Here is a 14,009-nt window from a genome sequence, read left to right on the forward strand (position 1 = left end):
AAGCATATGAATATTTTCTGGTTTATTCCCACTCATGGTGACAGTCGTTATTTAGGCACCAGCAAGGGTGCTCGTCAGGTCGATCATGCTTATATGAAACAGATTGCCGTTGCCGTAGACAATCTGGGATATGCAGGGGTACTCATTCCAACAGGACGCTCTTGTGAAGACCCTTGGATCACCGCTGCCAGCCTGATTGATGCCACCAAACAGCTTAAATTTCTGGTTGCACTGCGTCCCGGTATCACCACACCAGCACTTGCAGCACGTATGGCCGCCACCTTTGATCGCCTGTCGAATGGTCGTATTTTATTGAATCTGGTGACTGGTGGGGATGAGCAGGAACTTAAAGGCGATGGCCTGTACGAAGATCACAGCACCCGTTATCAGACCGCCTCCGAATATGTCAAAATCTGGCGTGAAATTCTCACCCGTTCACACACAGGGGAGGCTTTTACTTTTCATGGTGAGCGCCTAAGCGTCGATGATGCCAAATTACTTTATCCACCCGTGCAACAGCCTTATCCCCCCCTCTGGTTTGGGGGATCTTCAGAAGCAGCAACTGAGCTGGCGGCTGAACAGGTCGATACCTACTTGACGTGGGGCGAGCCTCCTGCTGCAGTCAAACAGAAAATTGAACATTTACGTGCCAAAGCAGCAGCCAAGGGCCGTATCCTGAATTATGGGATTCGCTTACATGTGATTGTACGTGAGACCAATGAACAGGCTTGGGCTGCAGCGGATGAACTGATTCAATATCTAGATGACGCAACGATTGCTGCCGCTCAGAAAAAATTTGCGCAAATGGATTCGGTTGGTCAGCAACGTATGGCCGCACTGCACGGCGGACGTAAAGACCAGCTGGAAGTTTCTCCAAACTTATGGGCAGGCATTGGTCTAGTTCGTGGTGGCGCAGGAACAGCCTTGGTCGGTGATCCTGAAACTGTTGCTGCAAGAATTCAGGAATATGCTGATTTAGGCATAGATACCTTTATTTTCTCAGGCTACCCACACTTGGAAGAATCCATCCGTTTTGCCGAACTGGTGTTCCCATTACTGCCTCTTAAAACTCGTGAAAAACTGGCGCAGCCTCATCTCACAGGCCCATTCGGAGAAATCATTGCCAATAACTATGTCCCTGAGACCAAGGAAACAAAAACCTTGATCAAGGAGGACGCATGAGTGCAAAACCTTTTTTGAATGATGTTTCACGTGGAACACAAAATATAAGCAAAGTTCTGCTGCCTTGGCTATTCCCGATTTTGCTCCTTCTCGTCTGGCAAGCAGCCTCAAGTTCCGGTCTTTTACAAAGTCGCGTTTTACCTGCCCCAACCGCTGTGGTGAGTGCCTTTTGGCATTTGTTACTGAGCGGTGAACTTTGGCAGCATGTCAAAGTCAGTGCAGGGCGTGCCTTGCTCGGTTTATTGATTGGTGGCGGGCTCGGTCTGGTTTTAGGACTGCTCAATGGTTCATCGCGTTTGGCTTCAACTTTATTGGACACCACCCTGCAAATGATTCGTAACATCCCTGCACTGGCGCTGATTCCACTGGTGATTTTATGGTTTGGGATTGATGAAACGGCCAAACTGTTTTTGGTCGCTGTTGGGGTGTTCTTTCCAATTTATATCAATACCTATCATGGGATTCGCTCGGTTGACCCACAATTGATCGAAATGGGCAAAAGCTATGGACTGAATCGCTGGCAACTGTACAAAGACATTATTTTACCAGGAGCGATGCCGTCCATTCTAGTTGGACTCCGCTTTGCACTCGGTCTGGTCTGGGTACTTCTGATTGTTGCTGAAACCATTTCCGCGCAGTCTGGCATTGGTTATATGACCATGAATGCTCGCGAGTTTTTACAAACCGACATTGTCTTGGTTGGGATTTTACTCTATGCCCTGCTGGGTAAATTAGCCGATGTTTTGGCCCAGGCTTTAGAGCGTTATTTATTACGCTGGCATGCAGGCTACCAAAAATAAAAGGAGATCACGATGAGTAACCTCAATTTAAATTTTTATGACAACAATCTCATTCAGCCGATTGCTGAGCCAGAAAGCACAACGACACCCGCCAATGGCGCAGATATTCTGATTGAGCAACTGTATAAATTTTATGGCGACGTTAAGGTACTTGAAGACTTAGACCTGAATATTCAAGCAGGTGAGTTTTTGGCAATCGTTGGACGTAGCGGTTGTGGTAAAAGTACGCTGTTGCGCTTGATTGCCCAACTGGAAAAAGCCAGTTATGGCGAAATCAAATTCCAGTCTGCCCGTCATTTCCGCGAAGGGATTACCAATGCAGATATCCGTGTCATGTTTCAAGACCCTCGCCTTCTGCCTTGGAAAAGTGTTTTACACAATGTACAACTGGGCTTGCCGAAAGATCAGCAGCAGCTTGCCGCAACGCTATTGGAAAAAGTAGGTTTAAAAGACAAAGCTAATCACTGGCCAGCACAGCTTTCTGGCGGACAACGGCAACGTGCTGCACTGGCACGTGCCTTATCCCATGCCCCACGTATTTTACTCTTAGACGAACCTCTGGGTGCCTTAGATGCGCTGACTCGCTTAGAGATGCAAAATTTGATTGAACGTTTATGAAGAGAACAAGGTTTTACTGCGATTCTGGTCACCCATGATGTCAGTGAAGCGGTACAACTTGCTGATCGAATTATTCTGTTAGATCAGGGGCATATTGCGCATAGCTTTCAGGTCAATCTACCCCGCCCTCGCAAAAAGAGCATTGCCTTTGCACAACTTGAGCAACAAGTACTTGATGCGGTTTTAGCCACCTAAAACCCGCAAACAAGTCCGTTTAGCTTTATGAACAATTGATGAATTATTTACAAAATATGTATTCGCTGTTTTAGATTTCAATAATTATCAAATACATCGTCACCATTGGTCTAAGAAGCATAGCTTTTTCGATAAAAAAATTATGTTACTGTGCACAAATCCAACAATTTATCTTACAATGTCAAAGACATTTTTTGAATTAAGCTCGCAGATGGAACAGAAAAAAAGTACACAAAAGCGCAATCAACTGCTGAATGCTGCCCTCGATGTTTTTTCCGTCTATGGGTTCAGTGGTGCCAGTCTGGATGAGATTGCGCAACTGGCAAATATGCACAAATCTAATATTTTCTACTACTATGAAAATAAAGAGTCACTGTATGTTGAAGTGCTCACCACGGTCTTACAAAAATGGCTTGCACCCTTGCAAACCCTAGAGTCAGAGCTTGAACCAACAGAAGCACTAACGCATTATTTAATTCAAAAAATCGAAAGCTCACGTGACCAACCCAAAGCCTCACGTTTATTTGCACTTGAGATCATTCAAGGCGCACCACATATTTTACCGATCTTAAAAGGCCCTCTGAAAAAGCTGTTTAAACGTAAAGCCAAAGTCATTCAAACCTGGCAAGAACAAGGCAAATTATCAGCAGATATTGATCCAGAACTTTTAATTCTGAATATCTGGGCCATTACACAGAATTATGCGGATTTCTCAACCCAGATTGAAATGGTGACAGGGAAAACCTTACGTAACCGTAGTATGTTCCAACGTACAATCGAACATACTGTACATGTGATGTTATACGGCGTATTGCCACGCTAAACACTCAAAATATTGTCCAAGAAGCCCATCGATTTGATGGGCTTCTTGATTTAAAAATGTGCCTGATACAGCGCCAGTAATTTTTGTGCCCCAAGTAACAGGTTTTCTTCCCAATCTAAATGAGTCGTATCATTGGCACCATCTGTAATATATTTGACCGAGATTAAACGCACTCCTAGCTTTTGACAGACTTTGGCTAAAGCGTAGGCCTCCATATCCACCAAATTACAGCTCACTTTCGGTACGCCTGTTTCAAACGAATCGCCTGTGCCACAGATCCCTTTGGGTAAAAGCTCAAAATGTGGCTGTACATGAATCTCTGCTGGAATCTCATCATCCATGGGGGTCACTCCAACTGCGAAACCGAGTGGAGACACATCCATATCGCGCTGTACAAAAGTGACCACCTCAACCAGACTGTGCGCGTCGAAATGTGAACTACCTGCACTGCCTAGATTGATCAGCGTTTTACAGCCTGTCTTTTGAATCACCTCAAAGGCTTTAAATGCTGCATTAATTTTGCCGATGCCACTGTAATGAACGTCAATACCAGCTTGTTCAAACAACCCTTTAGACTCATTCGGCAAAGCCATAATCAGAGCAACATCAGCATTCATAAAGGACTCTTTTCAATCAGAATAAACAAACATAGCCTGAATTTAACAAAAAATATGATTCTCGGAAACGTCGTCCGCAACTGTTCGAGACAGGGCTCTATTTATAAGAAGTTGTTTCTGCGACTCTTTCGGCTAGTTGATGATAGTCAACGAGTTTTGCTGCTCATGCCGAAACAAAAGTAAGTCGAACCGAAGGTTTATCCTGAAATTGGATGAGAACAAATAAGATTCCATCAAGATAATTGTTTTTAAAAAACTAAAGATATAAACCGAACCTAGATCACATAAAAAGGCGTGCTTTAGCACACCTTGATATTATTGCATCTTCTGCTGTAAGGCGACCAAACAAGGAGAGAAAAATAGTTGACCGCTATAGGCTCCTGCCAGCGTTTTCTTCATCACCAGTGCCCACAGACCCACCAGCAACACGCTTAAAACCACTGCCACATACTGTAACAAGTCGAGATGCAGTTGATGCGCCAAGTTAAAGATCGCCAAGATAAACACACCGAATGGGAAAGTCAGCCCCCACCAACCCAAGTTAAATGGAATGCCAGTACGCATATGACGCAGTGTGGTCAAAATCGCAATCCCAAACCACCATAGACCAAAACCTAATAGCACCAAACTTGCCACAATGCCCAAGGCTGGAAGTAATGTGGCTAAGCCTTCGAAACCCATCGCCTGCATGATACGTGGCGCTTGTTCACCGAGTAGCAATAATGCCAATGCCCCTGTTCCAATCGGTCCTAAACATAACCAGCTAGAAATCGCGACTTCTTTCTCAGGTAATTGATGCAAAGCCAGACGTAGCATCAAAATGGTTAAGATCGCAAAAGCAGGTAGTACAGAAATGCCCCATAACACATAGCCTGTGATCAAGATGGTTAATGCATGCTGATCTGCTGCTAAATGTTGCAATAGCAGCCCCGCAGAGCTGGCAGCGACTTCACAGGCCACGATCGGGAGTAACCACACTGCGGTCATGCGATGTAATTGATGATCTTGGCAGCTAAACATACAAAACGGCACCGCCCATGCAATCACCACTGCCAGAAACACATCCAGATACCAGAGATAGGTCGCAATCTGGATGGCAATATCACCATATAAATGAGTCCCAAAACTGAGAAAACCATTGGCAATCGTCGCTAAGCCCATCGGAATCGCACCGAGGAATAAGCTCATGTTGGAATGAGTAAAAATCTGCTTAGCTTCAGCCGGAAATAAAATCCAGCGTAAGATATAGAGCACACTAAAGGTGCTAAATAACAGAATATTAAACTGCCATAATTTGGTCGCAAGCATAAATAAGATCGATGAAGCGAAAGGCAGCTGTGCTAAAATCATTGCCACCACACCCGTACCCATGGTTGCAGTAAACCAGTTTGGGGTAAAATGGCGAATCACATCGGTGCTCTGCTCTAGTTGATAAAACGGCTTTTTCATCTCTATCTCGATATCAAGCGACTATGAAACTATTTTAGATCAACCTTTAAATAAGAAAAATTGATTTATTTTTATTTTATGAATCAATTTAATTGATATAAAAACTTTAAATATTGAAATTTTTCTGTGTAAAAACACAACAACAAGACGAAACGCTGAGAATATGGCAATATATAGCCTTTGCAAAAATCACTGTATTTAACGCCCATGAAGTTGCTTCGTCTCAACGCATTATCGCCAGACTTTCAGTTACCCCCAACTGCGGTAACGATTGGCAATTTTGATGGTGTCCATCTTGGCCATCAGGCGATGATCAGCCAATTGAAAAGTCTGGCTGAGGCACAAGGTCTAAAAACACTGGTGATGATTTTTGAGCCACAACCGCTTGAATTTTTTAAAGGCTATGAAGCGCCACCACGGATCAGCTCACTCAGAGAAAAAGTAGAATATTTAACTGAGCTGGGTGTGGACTACATTGCTGTTGCGAAATTCGACCAATATTTTAGAAGTTTAAATGCTACTGAATTTGCTGAACTACTCAAATTAAAACTTAATGCACAAAGTTTGGTACTCGGCGATGACTTCCATTTTGGCAAAGACCGCCAAGGCAACAGCGAATTTTTACGCGATTATGGCTTTGACGTGACCAATTTAAATACCGTCGCTTTAAATGGTGAACGTGTCAGTTCAACCCGTATTCGTCAAGTTTTACAAGAAGGTGATCTGGCATTGGCAGCCAAACTATTGGGTCGCCCTTATAGCATCACAGGCCGTGTGCAATATGGTGACCAGATTGGCCGTACCCTTGATTTTCCAACCATTAATGTTCGTTTAAACCGTCACAAACCATGTTTAAACGGGATTTATGCGGTGGATGTAGTCTGTGAAAATGCATCCTTGAATGCAAAAGTAAAACATGTCGATCCTGCCCTGAACGGGATTACAGGCTATCAAGCCGACAGTTTATTTGGTGCAGGTCATGTGGGGACACGCCCAGCCATCAAACAAGTCCATCCAGAATGGCGATTAGAGGTACATTTCCCTGATGTTTCTGCTAATCTGTATGGCTTATTGATGCGGGTCACTTTCCTTCACTATTTACATGGTGAACTGAATTACCCTTCGCTTGAAGCCCTCAAAGCTGGAATTAATCATGATGTGCAACAGTTACGAGACTATCGGACCAGTACACCAGAATTTCCATTTTAAATTTAATTAGTAGGATTTGTTTACACTTCACAATGCTTGCGACAGAGGAGTTTTTTAGACGATACAAGGCATGACTTGCGAAATTTAGTCATTCTAAATGAGCCAAGTTATAACGCAGTAGCGGCAAAAAATATCCCTGTCCCGAAGGGTTATAGCTAAAACTGCCCCAAACATCGTTATGAGACTTGACAAGGGGATCGCCATTGCCTACGTTTCATGCCTTGTTTGTGTGGTTTTAGCCAATAACGCAAGGCATGGCTGAAGTGTTAACAGACCCTAAAGTAATACATGTCAGTTTACAAACTGATCAAACTGGAAGAAAACTTGCATGAGCGATAAGCAAACTCCTGAAAATGCAGTGGATTATAAAGCCACACTCAATTTGCCAGCGACTGAATTTGCCATGAAGGCAAACTTGGCTGTGCGTGAAGCCAAATGGTTAGAAGAGTGGTATGCCGACAACATTTATCAGCAGATTCGTGAATCGCGTATTGGCAAGAAAAAATATGTACTGCATGATGGCCCTCCCTATGCCAATGGTCAAATCCATTTAGGTCATGCTGTCAATAAAGTCCTCAAAGACATCATCATTAAAAGCCGCGTTTTAGACGGCTTCGATGCACCGTATGTGCCAGGTTGGGACTGTCACGGTCTGCCAATCGAACTGAAAGTCGAAGAAAAAGTCGGTAAAGTGGGCGTTAAAGTCGATGCTTCAACCTTCCGTAAAGCTTGTCGTGAATATGCGTATACCCAAGTCGAACTACAAAAGAAAGACTTTGTGCGTATGGGTGTGTTCGGTGATTGGGACAATCCGTACCTGACCATGAACTTCAAGCAAGAAGCGGATATCGTGCGTGCACTGGGCGCTATTGCCAAAGCAGGCCATATCGAACCGGGTTTAAAACCTGTGAACTGGTGTATGGACTGTGGTTCTTCCTTGGCTGAAGCTGAAGTTGAATATGAAGATAAAAAATCAGATGCAATTGATGTTGGCTTTACCGTGGTTGATCTCAAAGAGCTCAGCGCACGTTTGAATGTTGATGTTCAAGATGCCACGGATATCGTGATCTGGACCACTACACCATGGACCTTGCCTGCCAACCAAGCCGTGGCGCTACACGCTGATATCGACTATCAATTGGTTCAAGTGACCACTGAACGTGGTACGCAAAACTTTATTCTGGCCAAGGATTTGGTTGAATCTGCAATCGAACGCTACAAACTGGCAAATCCAGTTGTACTTGCTGATTTCAAAGGGGCTGCGATCGAAAACCTGTTATTGCAACATCCTTTACTGGCCGATCGTCAAGTGCCTGTGATTTTAGGTGAACACGTGATTGCGACCAGCGGGACTGGTGCAGTACATACCGCACCCGGTCATGGTGTGGACGATTATAAAGTTGGCTTGCTGTATCAATTAAAAGTTGAAAATCCTGTCGGTGGTAATGGTGTTTATTTAGCAACATCACCTATTTTTGCAGGGGAACACATCTATAAAGCCAATCCTCAAATCATTGAGGCCTTGGGTGCAGTTGGTCGTCTATGGGCACATCAGCCAATCAAACATAGCTATCCGCACTGCTGGCGCCATAAAACTCCAATTATCTTCCGTGCAACACCACAATGGTTTATCAGCATGGATGCCAATGGTCTGCGCCAAAATGCCTTGAATGCAATTGAAAACGAGATCGAATTTGTGCCTGATTGGGGCCAAAGCCGTATTCAGTCGATGATCGAAGGTCGTCCAGACTGGTGTATCTCACGTCAACGGACTTGGGGTGTGCCAATCCCATTCTTCGTACACAAAGACACCAATGCCCTGCATCCACGTACCCCTGAATTGATCGAAGAAGTGGCTAAACTGATCGAACAAGAAGGCATTGATGGCTGGTATAACCGTGAAGCTAGCGAATTCATCGGTGCTGATGCTGAGCAATACAATGCCATTCGTGACACCTTAGATGTCTGGTTTGACTCTGGAACTACACATTATGCCGTGTTACGCGAGCGTGATGATCTGCAAGAGCCAGCAGACCTCTATCTGGAAGGTTCAGATCAACATCGTGGCTGGTTCCAATCATCGTTATTAACCTCTATTGCCATCAATGAACGTGCGCCATATAAAGGTCTGCTCACGCATGGTTTCGTGGTCGATGAGAAAGGCCGCAAGATGTCTAAGTCATTGGGGAATATCATTACCCCACAAGACATCATTAAAGATATGGGTGCAGATGGCTTACGTTTCTGGATCGCATCTGCGGACTATCGCTATGAAATGACGGCTGGTAAGGAAATCTTTAGCCGTGCCTCTGATGGCTATCGTCGTATCCGTAATACCTTACGTTTCTTGTTGGCCAACTTAAATGGTTTCAAACCATCGACAGATGCTTTACCAGTCGACCAACTGATTGCCTTGGATCAATACATCTTGCAACGCGCTGCTGAGGTTCAAAAAACCATCCAGCAAGCCTATGAAGAGATGAATTTCCATATTGTCACCAATGCATTGACCAACTTCTGTATTAACGACTTAGGTGGTTTCTATCTCGACATCATCAAAGATCGTCAGTACACCACTAAAGCAGATTCTCAAGCACGTCATTCTGCACAAACAGCGCTATATCACATCGTACAAGCCTTTGTACGCTGGATGTCACCAATCTTGAGCTTTACCGCACAAGAAGCTTGGCCATTGATTCCTGAACAAACCGGTAAATATGTGTTCACGGCTGAATGGTATGACATCCCAACCGCATCAACAGCAAACTTACTGTCTGAAGCAGATTGGCAAACATTGATTAGCGTAAAATCAGCAGTAAATAAACAGATCGAAGCCGCACGTAACGCTAAACTCATCGGCAGTAACTTATCTGCCAAAGTTGAACTTTGGGCAGATGAAGCCTTACAGACATTGTTAAACCAATTGGCTGATGAATTACGTTTTGTCTTGATCACCTCTCAAGTCATCGTTCACCCTTATGCTGAACAAGGTGAAAGCACGGATCTTGCAGGATTACGTGTCCAAGTCTCCGCAGCAGATGGTGAAAAATGTGTACGTTGCTGGCATGTACTGCCAGATGTAAATACACATGTTGGCCATCCTGGTTTATGCGCTCGTTGTATTATCAACGTCACTGGCAGTGGCGAAGTGAGAAAATATGCATAATTCTGTGCAAACTAGCCCAGCAAAAAAAGGCTTATTCCAATTTTATCCGCATAACCTGCTTTGGCTTGGACTTTCAGTCCTCGCCATTGTGTTGGACCAATGGACTAAATGGATTGCCAGTTCACATTTAAATTATGCAGATCCTGTTCCAGTACTGCCCTTTTTAAATTGGACCTTGTTGCATAACTATGGTGCAGCATTCAGCTTTTTGTCTGATGCAGGCGGCTGGCAACGCTACTTCTTCACCTCTTTAGCAGGTGTGGTATCGCTCATTTTCATTTTCTGGCTGATGCGTATGCCAAAGAAAATGATCGTGTTACCAATGGCGATCGCGTTGATTCTCGGTGGTGCAATTGGCAATCTGATTGACCGTGTCAGCTTAGGCTATGTGGTCGATTTTATTCATGTTTACTATCAAAATAGTCATTTTCCAGCCTTCAACCTTGCGGATAGCTCAATTACCTTAGGCACGATTTTGCTGCTGATTGATACCTTCTTCTTAGAGAAGAAACGCAACCAAAACGCGGATGCATAAGATGAACGAAATTATTCAACCAAACGAAGAAATTCGTATTCAAGAAGGCTCAAAAGTCGACTTACACTTTTCAGTCTCTATTGAAAATGGTGTCGAAATTGATAACACCCGTGGTCGTGAAGAACCTGTCAGCCTCGTAATTGGCGATGGTAACTTACTGCCAGGATTCGAAAAGGCATTATTTGGTTTACGTGCAGGCGACCGTCGTACTGTACATTTACCACCTGAAGATTCCTTTGGTCCTTGGAATCCTGAAAATATCCAAATCTTTGATACGGTTAAATTTGAACAACGCCCAATCGTGGGTCATATGATTGAGTTTGAAGACAAGGCCAAAGCTACACTGTTTGGTATTGTAAAATCGGTCAATGATGACACCACAGAAATCGATTTTAACCATCCACTCGCAGGAAAAAATATTACCTTTGAAGTGGAAATCTTCAAAGTCACCCCTGCGGGTCAGCAAGGCATCAAATTGATGTAACAAAAAAGCTCTCAAATGAGAGCTTTTTTTATCGCCTAAAAAAAGTATAAGATCATTTAAAGGCATTCATTTTTAAAATCAAAGCAATAACACAGGAGTTTAAACATGCTCATTTATATTATTGTTGGTAGTGTTCGGGAAGGTCGTACAGCGATCAAAGTCGCAAATTGGGTACAACAAGCAACGACTGAACTCGCATTAAAAGATATTCAAACTGAAGTTGTTGATCTTAAGGAATGGGACTTACCGCTCTTTGCGGGTTCTCATCCACCGGCAACAGGCATCTATGATCAGCCCAAACAACAGCAATGGGCGGATAAAATTGCGCAGGCGCAGGCGTTTATCTTCATTAGCCCTGAATATAACCATGGCTATAGTCCAGCATTGAAGAATGCCTTGGATTATGTGGGTAAAGAATGGCAAGGCAAACCTGCAGCCTTTATCGGCTATGGTTCAACTAATGGCTCACGTTCAATCAGTCAAATTCGCCAAGTAACCTCAAGCTTAGGAATTGTTGATCCCAATGCCGTAATAGAAATCCGTGACATCTTTAAACGTAATAAAGACGAGAACTTTGAAGCCAATGAGTTTGAAGTGAAAGGATTAGCAGCGCTGATTAGTAAATTACAAAAATATAATATCGCTTAGTTGTAAGCCTAAGCGTACGTTGATCAGGTCAATTTACGTCTATTCCACTTTCGACTTAGTCGCTAATATATGAAGCATAGAGAGACAGGAAGTCTCATTGAGAATAATAAAACACACAGGACGTGGTCGTTAATAGGATATCAACGACATAAACTGAATATGAAGAAGCCCCGTCAGGATGATGGGGCTTTTTTAATTATTTATGAACATGGACTACAATAAAGACCAAATTTTAACTTATTTATAAATCTAAGAATTTCAAAAACACGTACTATATTTTTAGGTAGTTTAGAATAGTTAACAACATCTATCAGTTAAGTCATAGCTATTAATTCTTCAATTTTATCAAATAATCTTTGAAATCCCATAAATTCATTTTGTCCAAAACTTACACAATCTTGAGAGAAAGTATTTTTATTTCCTGAAATCTCAAATACATTACTTTGAAGTATATTTTCACCTTTCATATTGTATTGTTCTAAAATTTCATTTGTAAATAAATGTTCAATAACCAAATATCGTTGTGTAAGAGAATTTTGTGTCACGAAACCAACTCTAAATTCAGGCGGAACCAGGAGTAACCCAAATATATTCTTAGCCAAATGTTTACGATAAGTACATGCCAAATCATGTTGGTTAAAAATTTGGTTATTCAACCCTTTAAATTGTTCATTCCCCTCCCTATCATTATCAAATAGGCCAATAATCTTTCTATCTGTAATAGTTGATAGGTACTCTAAAGACCGTCTTACTGTTTCTGCTGAACCTGTCCTTCTATCTTCGTCAATTTGGATACCTGAAGAGATAATTTTGAATGGTATTGGCTGCTCAGGGTTTAACTTCTCCCAAGCAGTATCAAGAATTTTCTTATCAGACTTTCCTTCAGTTAGGATTATCGGTCTATCATCTGCACCACTTAGCTCTTCAAGTACACCTGCTAATCCCGTCTTAACTTTGTAAAAATCACTCATTAAAAGTGGATCTAGTTTCCCTAGTTCTTTAACCGCGCTATTTAAGTAAAATAACTCCCCCTCATCGACCTTACTAACAAGCCGATCATTATGACTAATCAATAGTATTTGACTATCTGCATGATTTTTCAACTCATCAATCAGATAAGATTGAAGGTCAGAGTGAATATGGGAATCAGGTTCATCAATAAGAATTAAGCAAATACCATCGACATGCGACTCTATATATTCTATGGTAGAAAATATTTCTAGAATTTGTAGAAATCCACTTCCCATCATAGATATTTCTAATTCTTTATGATCTACGCACTCTGCAGTAATGCGAACATATTCATCATCTGTTCTATTTTTATTTTTGAATCGAATTTGGTACCTTTTCTTTAAGACTCTTTCAAGTCTGCTTTCTAATTTATTAAATCTTTCAGCAACTCTAACTTGGGAGCTTTCAGTTTTTAAAATCTTATTTCGCAATACATCATGAGATTTTCCGATAGATATTTTCTTTTCTATCTGACCATTATTATAGAATGGCTCAGACCTGCCTATTGTTGAAATTGGGCGTGTCTGATAAATAAAGATCGCATTTTTTAGTGAACATGACTTAGACCTAACAAAATCTGCAAATCTTTCAAATTCGGAAAAACGATGAGAATTAAAAAATCGAATATATGCATTCTTGATACCAGGTTTTTCAAATCTAATCTGAAGCGAGAAGCACTTATCCTCTTCTCTAATAGTTACAGTAATAGATGCACTTGGCTGATTTGTTCTATATAAAAGATCATTATCATCTACTAAACGAATCTGATTTAGCTCTGAAAAAGGCAAATAGTAATTAGAAGCAGCTTTATAAAACCTAGTCTTATCTCTTTCTTGAATAAGCCTGTCATACGCAAATTTCCATAAATTTAACGCTTCAAAAATTGTACTTTTTCCAATATTGTTTTCACCCACAATCACATTAAATTTTTCATTACACGTATACTCTAGTTTTTTAAAAGCTTTGAAATTTTCAAGCTCTATTTTTTCTATATACATCAATTATCTCTATTATCATAATTTACAGTGCAACTTATTATAATATGAATGTCATGTAACGAAACTATTTAATATATAATTTATGTTTGAAAAATAATGTCTTAAAATCTAAATTGTTTATAGAAGTGCTTTTTATTATATAAAATTCCGCGCGATAAAAAACACCCCCAACCGTTGGTTGGGGGTGTTTATTATTTAAAAGCTGGCGATGACTTACTCTCACATGGCAAGTGCCACACTACCATCAGCGCTAAGAGGTTTCACTTCTGAGTTC

The 14,009-nt window shown here is 41.9% G+C and carries 11 protein-coding genes and 1 pseudogene; 9 read left to right on the top strand and 3 right to left on the bottom strand.

What is annotated here, in order from left to right; translation table 11 throughout:
• The first annotated feature begins 6 nt into the window (after positions 1-6).
• The 4 genes and pseudogenes from ssuD (at position 7) to F895_RS11140 (ending at position 3,618) form a co-directional block, all read left to right on the top strand.
• A complete protein-coding gene (ssuD, locus tag F895_RS11150; protein WP_005240646.1) occupies positions 7-1,182 on the top strand; it encodes an FMNH2-dependent alkanesulfonate monooxygenase in 1,176 nt (391 codons plus the stop codon).
• Complete coding sequence (gene ssuC, locus F895_RS11145; RefSeq protein ID WP_005240648.1) at positions 1,179-1,982, top strand: aliphatic sulfonate ABC transporter permease SsuC; 804 nt, start codon at positions 1,179-1,181, stop codon at positions 1,980-1,982. Before ssuD ends, ssuC begins: the two co-directional genes overlap by 4 nt.
• Before the next feature lie 12 nt (positions 1,983-1,994).
• Positions 1,995-2,795 (top strand): annotated as a pseudogene (locus tag F895_RS0118870) (ABC transporter ATP-binding protein).
• Between the two features lie 211 nt (positions 2,796-3,006).
• Positions 3,007-3,618 (top strand): TetR/AcrR family transcriptional regulator, encoded by a 612-nt coding sequence (locus tag F895_RS11140; RefSeq protein ID WP_004773426.1) that lies wholly within the window; start codon positions 3,007-3,009, stop codon positions 3,616-3,618.
• 50 nt (positions 3,619-3,668) lie between these two features.
• Here F895_RS11140 and F895_RS11135 read toward each other — a convergent pair whose 3' ends face one another.
• Positions 3,669-4,235: a phosphorylase family protein gene (locus F895_RS11135; protein WP_005240652.1), complete on the bottom strand. Its 567-nt coding sequence runs from the start codon at positions 4,233-4,235 to the stop codon at positions 3,669-3,671.
• 315 nt (positions 4,236-4,550) lie between these two features.
• The gene (locus tag F895_RS11130) at positions 4,551-5,684 is read right to left on the bottom strand and encodes a TDT family transporter (RefSeq protein WP_005240654.1); all 1,134 of its coding nucleotides are present in this window, start codon (positions 5,682-5,684) and stop codon (positions 4,551-4,553) included.
• 207 nt (positions 5,685-5,891) lie between these two features.
• Between F895_RS11130 and ribF the strand changes: the two genes are divergently transcribed.
• The 5 genes from ribF (at position 5,892) to F895_RS11105 (ending at position 11,726) form a co-directional block, all read left to right on the top strand.
• Positions 5,892-6,893 carry a bifunctional riboflavin kinase/FAD synthetase gene (gene ribF / locus F895_RS11125; RefSeq protein WP_005240655.1) on the top strand — a complete coding sequence of 334 codons (1,002 nt, stop codon included), beginning with the start codon at positions 5,892-5,894 and terminating at the stop codon, positions 6,891-6,893.
• Positions 6,894-7,221: 328 nt separating this feature from the next.
• Positions 7,222-10,059, top strand: a complete 2,838-nt coding sequence (gene ileS / locus F895_RS11120; protein WP_005240657.1) for an isoleucine--tRNA ligase — start codon at positions 7,222-7,224, stop codon at positions 10,057-10,059.
• A gap of 4 nt (positions 10,060-10,063) precedes the next feature.
• Complete coding sequence (lspA, locus tag F895_RS11115) at positions 10,064-10,594, top strand: signal peptidase II (RefSeq protein WP_101236801.1); 531 nt, start codon at positions 10,064-10,066, stop codon at positions 10,592-10,594.
• A 1-nt stretch (position 10,595) separates the two neighbouring features.
• Positions 10,596-11,078, top strand: a complete 483-nt coding sequence (locus tag F895_RS11110) for an FKBP-type peptidyl-prolyl cis-trans isomerase (RefSeq protein WP_005240663.1) — start codon at positions 10,596-10,598, stop codon at positions 11,076-11,078.
• A 105-nt stretch (positions 11,079-11,183) separates the two neighbouring features.
• Positions 11,184-11,726 (top strand): NADPH-dependent FMN reductase, encoded by a 543-nt coding sequence (locus F895_RS11105; RefSeq protein WP_004801731.1) that lies wholly within the window; start codon positions 11,184-11,186, stop codon positions 11,724-11,726.
• Positions 11,727-12,040: 314 nt separating this feature from the next.
• Here F895_RS11105 and F895_RS11100 read toward each other — a convergent pair whose 3' ends face one another.
• On the bottom strand, positions 12,041-13,735 hold the full coding sequence (locus F895_RS11100; RefSeq protein ID WP_005240664.1) for an ATP-dependent nuclease: 1,695 nt from the start codon (positions 13,733-13,735) through the stop codon (positions 12,041-12,043).
• Positions 13,736-14,009 lie beyond the last annotated feature (274 nt).

It is taken from the genome of Acinetobacter sp. CIP 64.2, from assembly GCF_000369645.1.
Classification (GTDB): domain Bacteria; phylum Pseudomonadota; class Gammaproteobacteria; order Pseudomonadales; family Moraxellaceae; genus Acinetobacter.